At 65.4% G+C, this 16,214-nt stretch carries 18 protein-coding genes and 1 pseudogene; 11 read left to right on the plus strand and 8 right to left on the minus strand.

Annotated elements, in window-relative coordinates:
• Positions 1-111 precede the first annotated feature (111 nt).
• Positions 112-996, plus strand: a complete 885-nt coding sequence (secF, locus tag ACT4ML_RS04155; protein ID WP_444719720.1) for a protein translocase subunit SecF — start codon at positions 112-114, stop codon at positions 994-996.
• Positions 993-2,630 carry a preprotein translocase subunit SecD gene (locus tag ACT4ML_RS04160; protein WP_444719721.1) on the plus strand — a complete coding sequence of 546 codons (1,638 nt, stop codon included), beginning with the start codon at positions 993-995 and terminating at the stop codon, positions 2,628-2,630. The genes secF and ACT4ML_RS04160 overlap by 4 nt, the downstream gene beginning before the upstream one ends.
• Before the next feature lie 40 nt (positions 2,631-2,670).
• Here the strand turns inward: ACT4ML_RS04160 and ACT4ML_RS04165 are convergent, their stop codons facing one another.
• From ACT4ML_RS04165 to ACT4ML_RS04175, 3 genes are all read right to left on the minus strand, one after another.
• A complete protein-coding gene (locus ACT4ML_RS04165) occupies positions 2,671-2,778 on the minus strand; it encodes a DUF7563 family protein (RefSeq protein ID WP_444719722.1) in 108 nt (35 codons plus the stop codon).
• A gap of 153 nt (positions 2,779-2,931) precedes the next feature.
• Positions 2,932-3,828, minus strand: coding sequence for an acyltransferase (locus tag ACT4ML_RS04170; RefSeq protein WP_444719723.1), 897 nt, complete (start codon positions 3,826-3,828; stop codon positions 2,932-2,934).
• 130 nt (positions 3,829-3,958) lie between these two features.
• Positions 3,959-4,168 (minus strand): hypothetical protein, encoded by a 210-nt coding sequence (locus tag ACT4ML_RS04175; protein ID WP_444719724.1) that lies wholly within the window; start codon positions 4,166-4,168, stop codon positions 3,959-3,961.
• 127 nt (positions 4,169-4,295) lie between these two features.
• Here ACT4ML_RS04175 and ACT4ML_RS04180 point away from each other — a divergent pair, with 127 nt between their 5' ends.
• On the plus strand, positions 4,296-5,351 hold the full coding sequence (locus tag ACT4ML_RS04180; protein WP_444719725.1) for an aldo/keto reductase: 1,056 nt from the start codon (positions 4,296-4,298) through the stop codon (positions 5,349-5,351).
• 30 nt (positions 5,352-5,381) lie between these two features.
• Here ACT4ML_RS04180 and ACT4ML_RS04185 read toward each other — a convergent pair whose 3' ends face one another.
• Complete coding sequence (locus ACT4ML_RS04185; RefSeq protein WP_444719726.1) at positions 5,382-5,657, minus strand: hypothetical protein; 276 nt, start codon at positions 5,655-5,657, stop codon at positions 5,382-5,384.
• A gap of 210 nt (positions 5,658-5,867) precedes the next feature.
• Here ACT4ML_RS04185 and ACT4ML_RS04190 point away from each other — a divergent pair, with 210 nt between their 5' ends.
• The 4 genes from ACT4ML_RS04190 (at position 5,868) to ACT4ML_RS04205 (ending at position 8,084) form a co-directional block, all read left to right on the plus strand.
• Positions 5,868-6,002 carry a DUF7560 family zinc ribbon protein gene (locus tag ACT4ML_RS04190; protein WP_444719727.1) on the plus strand — a complete coding sequence of 45 codons (135 nt, stop codon included), beginning with the start codon at positions 5,868-5,870 and terminating at the stop codon, positions 6,000-6,002.
• Positions 6,003-6,158: 156 nt separating this feature from the next.
• Entirely contained in the window at positions 6,159-7,145 is a 987-nt protein-coding gene (locus ACT4ML_RS04195; RefSeq protein ID WP_444719728.1) for a bile acid:sodium symporter family protein, read from the plus strand.
• Between the two features lie 110 nt (positions 7,146-7,255).
• Entirely contained in the window at positions 7,256-7,708 is a 453-nt protein-coding gene (locus tag ACT4ML_RS04200) for an NUDIX hydrolase (protein WP_444719729.1), read from the plus strand.
• 112 nt (positions 7,709-7,820) lie between these two features.
• Complete coding sequence (locus ACT4ML_RS04205; RefSeq protein WP_138243711.1) at positions 7,821-8,084, plus strand: hypothetical protein; 264 nt, start codon at positions 7,821-7,823, stop codon at positions 8,082-8,084.
• A gap of 31 nt (positions 8,085-8,115) precedes the next feature.
• On the opposite strand, the gene ACT4ML_RS04210 is transcribed toward ACT4ML_RS04205, so the two are convergent.
• Together ACT4ML_RS04210 and ACT4ML_RS04215 are read right to left on the minus strand one after the other, a co-directional pair.
• Positions 8,116-9,552 carry a DUF402 domain-containing protein gene (locus ACT4ML_RS04210; protein ID WP_444719730.1) on the minus strand — a complete coding sequence of 479 codons (1,437 nt, stop codon included), beginning with the start codon at positions 9,550-9,552 and terminating at the stop codon, positions 8,116-8,118.
• On the minus strand, positions 9,549-9,926 hold the full coding sequence (locus ACT4ML_RS04215; RefSeq protein ID WP_444719731.1) for a DUF7532 family protein: 378 nt from the start codon (positions 9,924-9,926) through the stop codon (positions 9,549-9,551). Before ACT4ML_RS04215 ends, ACT4ML_RS04210 begins: the two co-directional genes overlap by 4 nt.
• A gap of 343 nt (positions 9,927-10,269) precedes the next feature.
• Here ACT4ML_RS04215 and ACT4ML_RS04220 point away from each other — a divergent pair, with 343 nt between their 5' ends.
• Both ACT4ML_RS04220 and ACT4ML_RS04225 read left to right on the plus strand, forming a co-directional pair.
• Entirely contained in the window at positions 10,270-11,577 is a 1,308-nt protein-coding gene (locus tag ACT4ML_RS04220; RefSeq protein WP_444719732.1) for a dicarboxylate/amino acid:cation symporter, read from the plus strand.
• An 81-nt stretch (positions 11,578-11,658) separates the two neighbouring features.
• On the plus strand, positions 11,659-12,681 hold the full coding sequence (locus ACT4ML_RS04225) for a PrsW family intramembrane metalloprotease (RefSeq protein ID WP_444719733.1): 1,023 nt from the start codon (positions 11,659-11,661) through the stop codon (positions 12,679-12,681).
• A gap of 77 nt (positions 12,682-12,758) precedes the next feature.
• On the opposite strand, the pseudogene ACT4ML_RS04230 reads toward ACT4ML_RS04225, so the two are convergent.
• Together ACT4ML_RS04230 and ACT4ML_RS04235 are read right to left on the minus strand one after the other, a co-directional pair.
• Positions 12,759-13,682 (minus strand): annotated as a pseudogene (locus tag ACT4ML_RS04230) (NAD-dependent epimerase/dehydratase family protein).
• 72 nt (positions 13,683-13,754) lie between these two features.
• Positions 13,755-14,360 (minus strand): riboflavin synthase, encoded by a 606-nt coding sequence (locus ACT4ML_RS04235; protein WP_444719734.1) that lies wholly within the window; start codon positions 14,358-14,360, stop codon positions 13,755-13,757.
• A gap of 122 nt (positions 14,361-14,482) precedes the next feature.
• Here ACT4ML_RS04235 and ACT4ML_RS04240 point away from each other — a divergent pair, with 122 nt between their 5' ends.
• Both ACT4ML_RS04240 and ACT4ML_RS04245 read left to right on the plus strand, forming a co-directional pair.
• Positions 14,483-14,740, plus strand: a complete 258-nt coding sequence (locus ACT4ML_RS04240) for a DUF7533 family protein (protein WP_444719735.1) — start codon at positions 14,483-14,485, stop codon at positions 14,738-14,740.
• Between the two features lie 115 nt (positions 14,741-14,855).
• Positions 14,856-15,932: a hypothetical protein gene (locus ACT4ML_RS04245; protein ID WP_444719736.1), complete on the plus strand. Its 1,077-nt coding sequence runs from the start codon at positions 14,856-14,858 to the stop codon at positions 15,930-15,932.
• The last annotated feature ends 282 nt before the right edge of the window (positions 15,933-16,214 follow it).

The following is a 16,214-nucleotide window of genomic DNA, read 5'->3' on the forward strand; positions in this document are numbered from 1 at the left end:
GAGGATTCGAGCGGGCAGCAATCCCGGAAATCAGAATGACAGAGTGTGACGAACGACCACGTTTCCGAAATTGAGAAGGCTTACCTCGGGGCGCTTCGAGTAGTCCGGTATATGGCGTATTTCGACGTACCGGAGATCGATTACACCCGGTACAGTAACCGTCAGCTCGCGGCGGTTCCGCTCGCGGTTCTCGCGGTTGCACTGCTCGTCCTCAGCGGCTCGTTTCTCGTGTACGGCACGCCAGTGCCGCTCGGGATGGACTTCGCCGGCGGTTCGGAGCTGACCGTCCAGACGACGACGCCGGAAGGCGACATTCCGGCGGCGTTCGACGAACAACCCGAATCCGTCACGGGAACGGGCGGCGACAATCAGTACATCGTCCGGTTCTCCTCGACCGACGCGCAGGCCTTGGAGGATCAGGCCACGGACGATGAGAACGGACTGGAACAGGACGGCGACGCCGAGATCGTCCAGTCGGTCTCGTCCACGTCGGCGAGTTTCGGCCAGCAGAGCCAGCGCACGGCCATGATCGGACTCGCCGTCGCGTTCGTCGGGATGAGCGCGATCGCCTTCCTCCTCTTTCGGACGTTCGTCCCGTCGATCGCGATCGTCCTCTCGGCGTTTTCCGACCTCGTGATCCCGCTCGCGTTCATGCGACTCGCCGGGATCCCGCTCTCGCTCGGCACCGTCGCCGGCCTACTGATGTTGATCGGATACTCGGTCGACTCCGACATCCTGTTAAACAATCACGTTCTGCGCCGCAGCGGTGACTTCTACGAGAGCACGTACCGCGCGATGCGGACCGGCGTCACGATGACAGTGACATCGATGGCCGCGATGCTCGTCATGGGCGTCGCGGCGTACCTGTTCGGTATCGACCTCTTGGCCTCGATCGGGATCATCCTGTTCGTCGGCCTCGCGACCGACCTGCTGAACACCTACATGTTGAACCTGAGCCTGCTTCGCTGGTACAAATTCGAGGGGGTGCGCTCATGAATCCGATCGACGCGATCAAGCACAACTGGCGGGTCCTCCTGCTCGTGGTGTTCGTCGGCTTCTCCGCCGTCGCGCTCTTCATCCCCGGCGGGATCGTCGCCGACGACAGCCTCGCCGACGACAGCATCGACGACGGTCCCACCAACCTCGAGTTCGGTCTCAGCCTCGAGGGCGGGACCCGAATGCGGGCCCCGGTCGACGGGCTGACCGCCGAGGACATCGAGACCGGCGCTGTCAGCGACAACGGGCAGATCGATCAGGATCGACTCGACGAGGTCGACGCGACGGTCCGCGAGGAACTCGACCTCGACCCGGCCGACTCCAACATCAACGTCCAGGACGACGGGACCGTCACCGCGGAAGTGTTCGACGGGAACGTGACCGAAGCCGAGTTCGCCGCGGCGTTGCAGGCGACGGACGTCGACGCGACCGAGGACGACATTCGCCCGGGCGTCACCCAAGAGACCCGCGACAGCATGATCAGTACGCTCCAGTCGAAGATCAACGCGGCCGGCCTCTCGGGCGGGACGGCCTACGAGTCGTCGACGCTCGAGGGCGACCACTACATCGTCGTGGAAGTACCCAACATGGGTGCCAGCGAACTCCGCGATATCCTCTCCGATCGCGGACAGGTCGAGGTGAGAGCCTACTACCCGGATGACAGCGGGAATCAGACGAACCAAACGAACGAGACGGTACTGACGGGCGAAGATATCGTCAACGTCGACCCGCCGGAACAGCGGCAGGAAGGGTCGGGATACGTGGTCCCGATCCAAGTCAGTGAGGACGCCGCACCCGGGTTCCAACAGCAGATGAACGATCTCGGATTCACCAGCGAGGGGGTCGGAATGTGTAACCTCCGCGGTGACGGCGAAACCATCAGCTTCGATCACGAGGGCGAACAGTACTGTCTGCTGACCGTCGTTGACGACGAAGTCGTCGACGCCCACAGCATGGGCGATCGGCGCGGTAACGGACTCGCGACCAACATGCGGGAAGGGACGTGGGTAGACAACCCGACCTTCCAGATGGGCGCACAGAACCAGCAGGACGCCCAGTCGCTCTCGGTCAACCTCCGAGCCGGGAGCCTGCGCGCGCCGCTCGACATGGACAACAATCAGGTCTACTCGATCCAGCCGTCCCACGCCGATCAGTTCAAGCAGTACTCGCTGCTGATCGGGCTGCTCTCGGTGGTCACCGTCAGCGGCGTCGTCTACTCCCGGTACACGGACACGCGCGTCGCCCTACCGATGATCCTCACGGCGGTGGCGGAGGTCGTGATCCTGCTCGGCTTCACCGCGCTGATACGCATGCCGATAGACCTCTCCCACGTCGCCGGGTTCATCGCCGTCGTCGGGACGGGGGTCGACGACCTCGTGATCATCGCCGACGAGGTGATGGACGAAGGCGACGTCAGTTCGGAGCGGGTGTTCCAGTCGCGGTTCCGCAAGGCCTTCTGGGTCATCGGGGCCGCCGCGGCGACGACGATCATCGCGCTCTCGCCGCTCGCGGTCATGAGCCTCGGCGACCTCCAAGGGTTCGCCATCATCACCATCCTCGGCGTGCTCATCGGGGTCCTCATCACCCGGCCCGCCTACGGGGACATCCTCCGGCGGCTGCTGACCGACCGATAGCGCAGTCCGATTCGCGCCGTTCCGTTTTCACCGACCGGTCCTACCGCCCGTTCTGACACCGCGGACACCAGTCGACGGCTCCGTCCTCACCGTGTGCGCGAGCGAAATCGTACGAAACGGGATTACCGCAGGTCCTACACCGTGGCATAGAGAGTCACCACAGCAACGCACTGGCGGCCGACTACTGAGCGACTAGCCTGCACTTGCAACGGCTCTGATGGGACGCTCGAGGACTGTCACAGAAGGATTCGATCGGCGCTCGCCGCTCGCCGGAGTGCGGGCAGTTCGAGACGAAGCGACGCTACGGCTGTTGCAGGTCGCGCTGGAACTCGTCGAAGACCTCGAGGTCGTCGGGGAGGTCATATTCGCGGTGGCGCTGTTCCTGCCGGTTGGTGCCGGCGTCGTCGATCGGCGTGGCGGTGTCCTCCCAGCCGGGTTTGATCTTGACGCTCTTGGCGGGCATTCCGATCGCGATGTGGTGGGCGGGGATGTCGTGTTGAACGATCCCGCGCGCGCCGACGATGGCGTTTTCGCCGACCTTGCAGCCGGCGCGGACCATCGCGTCGTAGGTGAGCCGGACGTCGTCCTCGACGATGGTGTGGTAGTTGCGAACCTCGGTCTGGTCGACGACGTCGTGGTCGTGGCTGTAGATGTGGACGCCGTCGGAGATCGAGACGCGGTCGCCGATCGTGAGTTTCCCGCGGTCGTCCAAATGGACATCGTCGTGGATGACCGTGTTGTCCCCGATCGTGATGTTGTGGCCGTAGGTAAACGAGATACCCTTGAAAAAGCGACAGCCGTCGCCGCAGTCCTCGAACAGGTGGTCGGCGAGCATCCGTCGGAATCGCAGCGCGAACTCGACGTTGTCCGCGATCGGCAGACTGTCGAACTGCCGCCAGAGCCACTGGAGGTGTTTCGAGCGGCGGAACTGTTCCTCGTCTTTCTCGGCGTAGTACTCGCTCTCGAGGGTCGTGTTACAGGGATCGTAGCTCTGGAGGCGGACGCGCTCGGCCGCCGAGACCGACTCGCCGCGCTGCCAGCGTTCGTAGGCCTCGCGGTCGCCCGAGAGGTCGATCAGGACGTCCTCGACGACCGAGCAGGTGTCCTCGTCGCCCGAGAGCCGTCGATCGACCTCGTCGATGAACTCACGCATCCCCGCTTCCGCCTCCTCGGGGAGCGACACGTACCGCTTTGTCATACCTCGAGATATTACCCGCCGAGTTGATAGGGGTTCGGTTGTCCGGATGCGGTTGCCGGACCCGCTGGCGTGCGGGAGCAGGGCACCGTCACGGTCGGGTCGCGAGTGGATCCACGGCGCGTCGTCGGTCTCATTCCTGCTCGGACTGCCAGCCGGAGAGAAGCAACGCGGGCAGCGCGAGCGCGCCGATCACCAGCAGGCCCCCGCCGACGACCGCGCCGACCGTGACCTGGTCGACGGGGAACGCGAGCGCCCTCGCGGCGAGGAGCCCGAACGGAACGATAACGAGGAGGACCGCCAGCAGGATCAGGGTGGGGTTCCGGACGCGAGAGTCGGCCATACACGAACGTGTCAGTCGAGCCCCAAGAGCGGTTCGACTCGAGCCGGCGGCCGAAATCCCGAACCCGTTCGGGCCGCTGCTCGAGCGTTCCGCACGCCATAAGTTTCCCCGCTTCGAAGGGTCGTCCATGCAACACAGCGAACTCGGCGACTCCGGAGTCGAGGTCAGTGAGATCGGTTTCGGCGCGTGGACCGTCGGCACCGACTGGTGGGGCGACCGCTCGGAAGACGACGCGATCGAGATGCTCCAGTACGCCGTCGATCAGGGAATTACCTACTTCGATACCGGCGACGTCTACGGTCACGGCCGCAGCGAGGAACTGGTCGGGAAAGCGCTGAGCGAGATCCGCGACGAGGTCACGATCGCGACCAAGGTCGGCTACGACTTCTACGACAACCCGCAGGCCGGCCACGGGGAACTCCCGAAGGAGATGGACGCCGACTATCTCCGCGAGGCCGTCCACAAGAGCCTCGATCGACTCGGGCTCGAGTCGGTCGACGTGCTCCAGCTCCATAACGCCGACGTCGAGGAGATCACACCCGACGTCCTCGAGTTGCTGGACGAACTCGAGGAGGAAGGGACGATCGAGGCCACCGGCCTCGCGCTCGGCCCCTCGATCGGCTGGCTCGCCGAGGGCGATCTGGCGATCGAAGAGGAGTTCGATTCGGTGCAACTCGTCTGGAACATGCTCGAACAGGAGGTCGGCGACCACTTCCTCGAGACGATCGAGCGAACGGGCTCGTCGACGAGCCTGATCCCCCGCGTCCCGCATTCGTCGGGCATCCTCAACGAGCAGGTCACCCCCGAGACCGAACTCGGCGAGGGCGACCACCGCGGCTTCCGTCCCGAGGAATGGTACGAGACCGGCTGGGAGAAACTCGAGAAGCTTCGCTTCCTCGAGCGGGACGGCGAGCGGACGATGGGGCAGGCGTCGATCGCGTGGCTCCTGAGCCACGACCCCGTCGCCACCGTGACGCCCACCTTCCGCACGAAGGCGGACATCGACGAGTGGGCGGCCGCCAGCGACGTGCCGAAGCTCTCCGAGGAGGAGATGAGCCGCGTCGCGGAACTCTACGAGAACGATTTCGATATCGACCGCGACGACGGCATGGACTCGCTGCGCTCGTCGGTCGACGGCGACGACATCGAGTCGGCCGGGCTCGACAAGCTCGCGGCCGACTGATCGGCGCGACTCGAGGCCTGGGCGGCCGACTCACTCGGCGTTCGAGTCGGACTCGGTGAGCCTGAACTCGAACTCCAGTTGCCCGTCCGTCTTCACGTTCACCCCGCCGAGGCGGTCCGAGAGTTGCTCTCGGGCTCGAGAACTCGGTTCGACGGTGACGGAGACGCTGTTGCTATTGGCGTTGTACGTGATGTTTCCGACCGCGACATCGAACTCGAAACACTCCGGGATCTCCGCTCTGAGCTGCGATCGCACGTCGCCGACGTCCGCGCGGACGTCGGCCATCTCTTCGTTTAGCGTGCCCATTTCCGGTGGTAGATGGTAACATGGCTTAATCGTTCAGCCTGAACTGTCCGGCGTCTGAATTTGGGGGATGATGGCGCACGGAGCCGAGTTGACCGCGGAGTCACCGGCCCGCCGCCGCCATCCCGCCTATATACGTCCCTCCATATCTGGGTACATCCCCTATCGGGACCCAGTCCGTAGGAATAGGTGTCGAGCACACCATCTAGACCCATGAAACCGTACGAATTCATCTGCCCGGATTGCGGCCGTGAGATCCCAGTAACCGACCCGATGCGCGAGGCGACGTTAGCCAACGGCTGTCCCGTCTGCGGGCGGTCGGTCGCGGAAAGCCACTTCGCGACCTGATCCCGTCGTGACTAGTCGCCGTTCGATCCCCATTGCGATTAGCTGTGCTTCGGTTCAACTATCGGCCGAAAACGGCCTCGAGCGTCCGGAAGCCGTAGTATTGATATACCACACTTACCGACGGGTGATTATGTCTCCCACAGCGGTGAGAATCGGATGAGTTGGCAACGGACGCTGGAACGGATCGGAACGGTCACGAGCAAGTACTTCGTCCTCTGGGTGCTGATCGTCTCCCCGCTGGCGCTCTACTCGCCGGAGACGTTCACCCCGATCGGGCCCTATATCACCCCGCTGCTGGGCATCATCATGCTCGGTATGGGGCTGACGCTGACCCCGGCTGATTTCCGCCGCATTCTCGAGCGGCCGCGGGACGTCGCCATCGGGGCGATGAGCCAGTGGCTCCTGATGCCGACGATCGCCTACGTCCTCGTCTTCGCGCTCGGACTGCCCGAAGAGATCGGGCTCGGACTGATCATCGTCGGCGCGGCACCGGGCGGGACCGCCTCGAACGTGATGACCTACCTCGGTCGCGGCGATGTCGCGCTGTCGGTGTCGATCACTACGGTGACGACGATCGCCGCGCCGCTGGTGATGCCGGCGTGGATCGTCCTGCTCGCGGGCGAATCGATCTCGGTCACGTTCGGCGAGATGGCCACCTCGATCGTGAAGGTCGTCTTGCTCCCGGTTATCGGCGGGCTCGTGTTGCGCTACGTGCTCGACGAGTACGCGCCGGCGGTCGCACAGGCCGGGCTGTCGATCTTCCCGGCGATCAGCGTGGTCGCCATCGTCGCCATCGTTGCAGCCGTCGTCGGCCTCAACGTCGAGACGATCCTCGCCGCGAGCGCGCTCGTCTTCCTCGCGGTCGTGTTGCACAACGGCCTCGGACTGGGGTCCGGCTACGCCATCGGCCACGCGGCGAACATGGCCGAAGACCGGGCGCGAGCGTGCGCGTTCGAAGTCGGCCTGCAGAACAGCGGACTGGCGGTCACGCTCGCGACGGTATACTTCAGTCCCAAGGCTGCGTTGATTCCGGCCCTCTTCAGCGTCTGGCATAACGTCTCCGGCCCGGCGCTGGCGACGCTCTTCACCTATATCGACGGTGCCGCGCCCGTCACGGACGACGCGCCTGTCGCCTCCGACTGACCGCGCAACGCTCGTCGATCGACCGCCGAACCGATCTTTCGACCACCTTAAGGTCATTTAATGACCCCTATGATAGGTTTTTACGCCGGAACGGTGTGGTACGTTGTATCATGTGCGACGTAACCTACGTCCAGAAGGCCTGTGCCTACATCACTCGCGGCACGGGCGAGTTACTGGTCTTCGAGGGACCGGGCCACGACGGCTTACAGATCCCCAAAGGAACGCTCGAGTCGGGCGAATCGCCGCGCGAGGCGCTGTTCAGGGAGGTCCTCGAGGAGAGCGGCCTCGGGTCGTTGAACGGGACGAGTCACCTGACGACTGACGTTTGGACGCGACGCGAGGGCAGGCGCTACGTGCGTCACTTCTTCCACTCGACGGTCCACGAACCGCGCGACCGCTGGACCCACACCGTCACCGACGGCGGTGGGGAACACGGCTCCGAGTTCGAGTTCCGCTGGATCCGCCCACGGACCGCGGGGGAGTTCGCGCTCGATCTCGACGAGTACGTCGGCTTGCTCCCGACCGCCACCGGGACCGAGACGGTCGCGAGCGTGTCGGACTGACTGCGATTCGATTTGACCGCCGTTCGATCGCCCACTGCGACAGCACCGACCGGCACCGCGAGTTCGGTCGACAGCCAGAAGAGCTATATCGATTTCGCCGTGTTCCCGGGGTATGACCCTCCACCGCCGGAAATATCTCAGCGTCACTGCTGAGGCGCTCCACCCCGGAACGACCGTTCGCTACTACTACCGGACCGGCGACTCGCTGGCCACCGTCGTCGAGCGAACCGACCGCCTCGTCACCTTCGTCGGTGAGGACTGCGACGGCCGGTTCACGCACGGCCAGATCGACCGGCTGTTCGCGGACGGCCGCCTCGAGATCGTCCTCGACGACCGGATTCACACGCCGGCGGACGACCGGTCAGAAAACGCATAGGCGACGAAACTCGGCACCCGCCTCGAGTCGGTCAGTTCGAGAGCGCGCGCTCGACCGCTTCGGCCACGTCCATCGCTTTCTCGCCTAACTCCTCGCCGACCAGACCGTCGTCGACGGCGGCCTCGAGTTCGTCCGCGTCGACGATTTCGACCGTGCCGTCCCCCTGACGGATCACGTCGACGTAGAGGTCGACGTATCGAACCGTGTCGGGGAACAGTTCGACGGGGGTACAGACGTTGACGTAGGTTCCCTTCGAGGTACCGTCGGCGGCCTTGTACGTCGTCGGATACCACCAGCGGCCCTCGCGGAACTTCGTCACGGCCACGTCGCCCGATTCCTTCGCGACGCCGAGCGCGTCGTAGCTGCCGCCCCCGCGCATGGAGCGCTCGAGGGTCACCTTCCCCTCGGGGTCCCACTCGGTGACCTCGCCGCGACCCAGCGAGATGAGCCGGCCGTCGGGTTTGCCGTGGCCGATCTCGAGGCGGTCGCCCTTTATCGGACCGAACTGTCGGGCGACCGCGGCGAAGGGGAACTCGCCGTCGGCCGCCACGTCCGCTCCCATCGAACCACAGACCGCCTCCGCGAAGTCGACCGCGGCGCTCGCGGCCCGATCGGCGGCCTTCGACCGGTGATGGCCCGGCATCGTCGTCTCGACTCGCCGCCGGACGCCGTCCAGCGCGAACCGGGTCTCGCGACCGAACCAGCACCACTTGGTCCGCCGGGGCGTGGCGAGCAGTCCCGGCTCACCGGGGTCCTCCGGCGCGTCGGCGAGCGCGTCCTCGAGCACCCGCGCCCGACTCACCGCGTCCTCGAGCGCGGTGCCCATCGCCGCGAGGTCGGCGTCGGTCGCGGCGTGTTGCCAGCGCAGTCCCCACCCGTCGGGTACGTCGACCGAGAGCAGATCGGTCATGCCGACCAGTTCCTCCGCGCGCTCGCCCCGCAGCGCCGCCGAGACGCCGGTCCGGTCCTTCGAGAGCGTACAGAGGCCACCCTGCACCTCGAGCGCCGGTCGCACGAGCGGGCGGTCGTCGTCCCACGGCGGCGCGGGTTCGTGAACCTGCACCCGGTACCGGTCGCCGGCGTCCACGTAGCCGTCCGCGTCGTCGTAGTTGAGATAGCCGCGCTGACCGTCGCCGAGATCGACCACCGCACCGCTGCCGCCGGCGGCCTCGAGCACTTCCGCGTCGAAGACCGCGCCGCGAGGGATGTCGTCGTCCCAGCGGAAGGCGTCGATCGCGAGGGTCTCGAGTTCCCCGGCGACCGTCTCGACCGCGTCGGGATCGCCCGAAATTTCGACCCCCTGCCGGTCGCGGGTCGTCTCGATTGTCGCGTCGGCCGGCGCAGCGTCGAACGACTGGTCGAAGCGCTCCCGAATCGGCTCGGAGGCCTGGACGACCTCGCAATCAGCCTCGCTCAACAGCTGGGTGACGGCCGTCGTGTAGATGCCCCGGACTCGAGCCGTCGTCATCGCAGGATATCGCGGTCGGCGGCGAACCGCACCCGATCGTTGATCGTCGGCCCGAGCGAGAGTTCGACGTAGTCCTCGTCTAAAATCCGGCCGTCCTCGACGGAGACGCCCCACGTCTCGAAGCGGAGCCAACCGCGCATCTCGTCGGCGTGGGTCGTCAAGTCGGCGTAGTCGACCTCGTGTTCCGGATAGTCGGAACTCGAGTGGGCCATGTCCATGTCGGAGTAGACGGTGTCGTGGTCGGCGAAGAACGCCTCGAGTGCGGCCGCGTCCTCGGCGACGGCCTCGACGACCGCCTCCGAGGCGGCCCGGAGATCGTCGGTCTCGAGGCCGACGTCGCGAAGCGCCTGCTGGGTTCGCTGGTCGAAGTGCATACCCGCCGATTGGGCCGGGAGGCCTTTGATAATTCCGAGTCCGCGCCGTCTATCGAAGTGATCGGTTCTCGTGAGCCCGTGATAGTCGAGCCGGCCGCATTTTGTCGCCGTCCTAGAAACGGTGGAGGGGTGCTGTCAGAATCCCAGTCAGCCCGCGATCGAGTGAGTGGGACGTTCCGTTCGTACAGGATCTCCGCCACCAACGTTAATTCCTATACAAATATTAGCAAACATACGGGAATAGTCTAGAATATCAATTCCCACCACCAAACCCGCATATACCAATCGAATGGTTCGGTATCGGTGTTTTTATTGATCGTGTGTTTCGACAGAGGATATAACAATGGCAATCCGGCAGCTCTACGATCAATATCGATCCGTTCCGATTATTTACCGCATCGGTGTCGCGTTCGTTCTTGGCTCACTCTTCGGCCTGGCGGTCGGGGAACCGGCGACGCGGCTTGAGCCGCTCGGCGATCTCTTCGTCCGGCTACTTCAGATGATCGTGATTCCGATCATCGTTTTCACGCTTCTCATGGGCGCTAGACGGCTCTCGCCGTCGAACCTCGGAAAGATCGGCGGGCAGGTCATAACGCTGTATCTGGCCACGACAGCGATCGCGATCGCTGTCGGGCTGTTCGTCGCTAATCTCATCAATCCCGGGACCGGACTGGAGGTGGCCGACGCGAGCGTCGAGACCAAAGAGGCTCCCGACATCGTCGAGGTCTTCATGAACATCGTGCCGACGAACCCGATTGGGGCGATGGCGAACGGGGACGTCCTCCCGACGATTTTCTTCACGATCGTGTTCGGACTCGCGCTGGCCTATCTACAAGACGAGTACGATGTCAGCTCGGCCGTCCACGAGGGCACCGAAACGGTATTCGAACTCGCGGAGACCGGCGCGGAAGCGATGTTCAAGGTCGTCTGGGGCGTCATGGAGTACGGCGTGATCGGCGTCTTCGCCCTGATGGCGACAACGTTCGGTAACGCGGGGGTCGACGCGATCGCGCCGTTCGTCAAACTCATCGGCGCGCTCGCGATTGCAGTCGGACTCCACATCGGCATCACCTACCTGCTGATCATCCAGTGGGGGCTGCTCCGGGAGTCTCCGGTCGATTTCCTCCGTGGCAGCAAGGAAGCGATGGTGACCGCGCTCTCGATCCGCTCCTCTAGCGGGACGCTCCCGGTCACCATGAACGACGCCGACGAGAACTTCGGTGTCGACGAGGAGGTCTACAGCTTCTCGCTGCCGCTGGGCGCGACGATCAACATGGACGGGACGGCGATGTATCAGGGCGTCGCGGCGGTCTTCGCTGCCAACATGGTCGGACAGACCCTGACCATCGGCGAACAGCTCACCGTCGTCACGACGGCCCTCCTCGCGAGCGTCGGCACCGCTGGCGTTCCCGGGAGTGGACTGATAATGCTCACGATGGTCCTCACGCAACTCGGCCTCCCGCTCGAGGTCGTCGGAATGGTGGCGGGCGTCGATCCGATCCTCGACCGCCTGCGAACGATGAACAACGTGACCGGCGACTTGGCCATCACGACGCTCGTTGCCGGCTGGAACGACAAGATCGACCGCACGGCTCCCGTCTGGTCGGCGGCGGATATCCCGGACTCGGCATCGAGTGCGGACGACGACTGAGTGCGGCCGTCGGACACTGAACGGGTACTGTCCGTCGCCGGTTGCCGAACCTATACCGGGCCGGCGCGTATACACACGGCCATGGAGCGCAGGCGCGACCCGGTCGAACGAGCGGCGGAGCGAAGCGGCGACGGATCGAGGGATCTCTACGACGTCTCGACGTGGGAACCGCGATCGATCCCGGATCTGTTCGCGTACACGCTCTACAACGCGGTCAGCTACGGGTTCCGGGCGATCGTGTTGTTGATCGCGCTCGCGATCACGCTCTCCCTGCTCGTCTCGCCGGCCGCGCTCGTCCTCGAGGATCCGTACCTCGCCGGTTTCTTCGCGCTGTCGGTCGTCCCGGCGGGGCTGCTCGCGGCCTATATCTGGTACGCCGATATCACGACGAGCGAACCGCTTCGATTGGTGGTCGTGACCTTCCTGCTGGCGATCCTGTTCGCGACGTTCGCCGCGGTCGTCAACTCCGTCACGCGGCCGTTGTTCGGCGTCGGGTTCCTCGGTAGCCTCCTCTTTTTCTACCTGATCGTCGGCCCCATCGAGGAGAGCGTGAAGCTACTCGCCGTGCAGGTGTTCGCCTATCGGAGCGATAGCTTCGACGCGGTCATCGACGGCGCGGTCTACGGGGCCGTCGCCGGACTCGGCTTCGCGGCCATCGAGAACGCGATCTACATCGGCCGCGTCGTCGGCGAGGCAGACCCCGAGGCGGGCCTCCTCACCACTGCGGGCGGGATCGCGACGGTTCGGGCGCTGGCGGGTCCCGGCCACGTCATCTACTCCGCGATCGCGGGCTACTACCTCGGGCTGGCGAAGTTCAACCGGGAGTACGCCGGCCCGATCGTCCTCAAGGGGCTGCTCGTCGCCGCCTTCGTCCACGGGACGTACAACGTTACGGTCGGGATCGCCCCCGAGATCATCACCAGTTTCCTCCCGATCGGCACCGGGCTCGCGTTCGTCGGCTACGTGATCGTCTACGACCTCGCGATCGGCTACTACCTCTACCGGAAGATCGCTCGCTACCGCCGGACCTATCAGTCGGTCACGAACGGCGTCGACGGCGATTCGCGGCCGGAACTGACCGAGTTCGAGCCGCCACAGCGCTGACGACCACCGGTCGCGACGGTCAGCAGGCCCCACGGATTCGAGCCGCGGACACGAACTCACGGGCTTCTGTCGCGTCCTCACAACCACGTCGGACCGGACGCGTCCCCGTCGGCGCCGTCGTGCCACGAGTGAGTCGGCGTCCAGTCAAGCAACGCGGCGGCCTTCGCGTTCGAGAGCGCGGCGTCCTTGCCCTCGAGGCCGCAGTCGGCGGGCAGGTCGCCACAGACCGTCTCGACCAACTCCCGCGTGGGCCGGCCGAGATAGTTCTCGTCGGCGACCGCCAGTACCGCCTCGTGGCCGTCGTGGTCGCTCGCGAGCGCCGCCTCGACCATGCGGGCGAGGTCTCGCACGTCGACGTAGGAACCGAAATCGCCGCCCGACGCCGCCTCGGAGAGATCCGTGGCGTCCTCTGACGGGCGCGCTCGAGCCCCATCCGGCGTGAAGATCGTCGCCGGCCGGATAGTGGTCACTGAGATACCGTAGCGGCGCGCGATCGCTCGAGCGGTCGCCTCGCCGCAGCGCTTCGAGAGCCCGTAGGGATCCTCGGGTCGGCGCTCGTGGGACTCGTCGATCGGCAGGGAGTCGGGGGTTCAGTCGGTCTCGGAAAACAGCGCGCCGTAGGTCGCCTGCGAGGAGGTCCAGACGACATCGGTCTCCGCCCGCCCGGCCGCGACCAGCACGTTGTACGTGCTCGTGACGTTGTTCTCGAAGAGTTGCGTTCCGGGCGTCGAATCGGGGTCCGACATCGCGGCCAGATGGACGACCGCGTCGGGGTCGACCTCCTCGATCGTCTCCCACGTCGGCCCCTGCTCGGTCAGGTCGACGGCCCGGAAGTCGGCGTTCGCTCGCACGCCGTCGGGTCGCTCGAGATCGAGCCCGACGACGTGGACGCCCCGGTCCGCCAATCGATCGACGACCCACGAACCGACGTCGCCGGTCGTGCCCGTGACGATCGCGGTCGCTACGTCGTGGTCGAACTCCGGCGTCCGTCTCTCGGTCATATCGGCCCTCCAACAGCCAGCCACTAAACCGTAGTTGCGAACGTCGCCGGAAGAGAACGCAAACCGTGACCGTCAGTCGAACCGCGCCTCGAGCAGCCGTTCGACGTACTTCGAGAGCACGTCGACCTCGAGGTGGACCGGATCGCCGGGTTCTTTCTCCGAGAGCGTCGTCAGGTCGTAGGTCGTCGGGATAATGGCGACGGTCACCCGCCCGGTTTCGGTGTCGAGATCGGCGACGGTGAGGCTGATCCCGTCGAGCGTGATCGACCCCTTCTCGACGACGTAGCGGTCGTACCCCTCCGGGAGGTCGAACTCGAAGAACCAGTCTTCATCTACCGACTCGACGTTTCTGACGGTCGCGACCGCGTCGACGTGGCCCTGCACGACGTGGCCGTCGAACCGGCCGTCGGCCGGCATCGCCCGCTCGAGGTTGACCGTCTCGCCCTCGGCGAGGTCGCCGAGATACGTCCGCTCGACGGTTTCCGTCGCGAGGAAGACCTCGAACCACTCGCCGTCGGCGTGCTCCTCGACCGTGAGACACGCGCCGCTGACGCTGATGCTCTGGCCGTAGTCGAGTCCCGTCGCGACCTCGTCGGCACCGATCCGCAGCCGGAGGCCGTCCTCGGTGCGCTCTCGAGCGACGATCTCGCCGGTCTCCTCGACGATTCCCGTGAACATACGTACAGGTGGCGGACGACGGGGGAAAGCCGTTCCGGGTCCGTCCGTGCTCGCTCCGGCCCGCGTCGATCCGAGCGTGAGTCGTCGTCGCGTTTTTGGTCGTCCCCCGCGATCACCCACTAATGGCCGGTATTATCGATACGATCAAACTCGCGGGCACGCTCGTCTTCGCGCTCCCCGCGGCGATGGCCGGGATCGGGCTTCTCAACGGCGATCGGCCGCTGTTCGGCGGGGCGCTCATCGGACTCGCGATCGGGCTCGTGGTGATCCAACACTGGCTGACGATGCCCACCGATATCCCCGAGATTCTGGCGCAACGGGTCGTCGGAACGGTCACGAAAGAGCCGGACGCGGAGCCGGAACCCGACGACGAGCGGTAGCACCGGGGGAGCGGTTCGTACAGCTGATCGATTCACGCACACCGCCTGTGTTGACAGCGCGTGACCACGCGACGGTGGTAGCTATTTACCCGTCGGGGCTGTCGGCCATCTACCGATGATCGATGGCGAGTCGCTGCTCCGGTCCGCCCGCGATCGCGTCGGGGCCTCGCGGGGACGGCTCGACCGCTCGAGCGAGAACCGAGTCAAGCGGTGGCTCCTGTTCGACGGGGACCGCGAACGGGTCGCGACCGCGTTGCTCGCCGCCGTCTTCGCCGTCTTGCTCGTGATGGGCGGGATTTGGCCGATCGAGTATCAGGACCTCCTGAGCGAGACGACGATGGTCCAGACCGTGTTCAACACGCTGCTTTCCGGGACGATCCTGCTGGTCTCGATCGTCGTCTCGATCGCCGCCGTCGGCATCTCGCAGGAGCTCACCTCGCTTGGCAACCAGTCCGAACGGGTCGACACGACCATCGACTTTCAGGGGCGACTCGAGGACCGGGACATCGTCGACGTGAGCCCGGCGCGACCGGGGCAGTTCACCGCGGTCGTCCTCCGGTCGATCAAGGAGCGCGCGGACGAGCTACAGGGACTCGAGGGGGCCGCCGGTCGGGAGTACCGCGACGAGGTCGACCGGCTGCAGGCCGACATCCACGCGAACACCGAGGAGGTGCTGACGACGCTCTCGCGGGTTCCGAACGGCTCGACGGACGAACTCCTCACGGGGCTGAACTACGATTCGTCGTGGCAGCTCTACCAGTCCCGGCGCATCCTCACCGAGTACGGCGACCAGCTCACCGCCGCCGAGCAGCGCGTGATCGAAGACATCATGGACACGCTGCACACGCTCATGGTCTGTCGCGAGTACTTCAAGACGCTGTACTACAAACTCGAGCTCTCGGACCTCTCGACGACGCTCCTCACGGTCTCGCTCCCGACGATCGTCCTCATCACCTACGTCCTGCTCGCGCTCGACTCGGGGCTGTTCCCCGACATCACCGTCCTCGGCTACACGCCGCTGACGGTCTTCATCAGCCTCGCGTACACGATCGCGCTCGCCCCCTACGCCGTCCTCACGTCGTACGTCCTGCGGGCCGCGAACGTGACGAAGCGAACCCCCGAGGAAGGACCGTTCGTGCTGGACGCCGACCGCGAAACGGCGTACGACGCAGGCTCGAGCGGCGACGACTGAGGACACGGGAGTGGCGCGGACGGAACGTGCTCGAGACGTACTACCCGAAACGGACCGCATGCGGTGGCGCGCGCTGTGGCGCGGTGAGCGAAAGCGAACCGCGACTCGATACTGCGCGAGGGATGAGCGAGCGAACGAAGTGAGTGAGCGAATCGGCTGGGGAGGGCGTGGCGATGTCCTGCCACCAGCGAGAGCGGGACATCCGCTGCCAGCAGTACTACTGTCGAGCGTACGTGTTCATCGGGAACCTGTTCGGAATCACCGCCATCGGTTCTCGAGTCC

Origin of the sequence: Natrinema sp. LN54, assembly GCF_052439245.1 — an archaeon.
GTDB classification, from domain to species: Archaea; Halobacteriota; Halobacteria; order Halobacteriales; family Natrialbaceae; genus Natrinema; species Natrinema versiforme_A.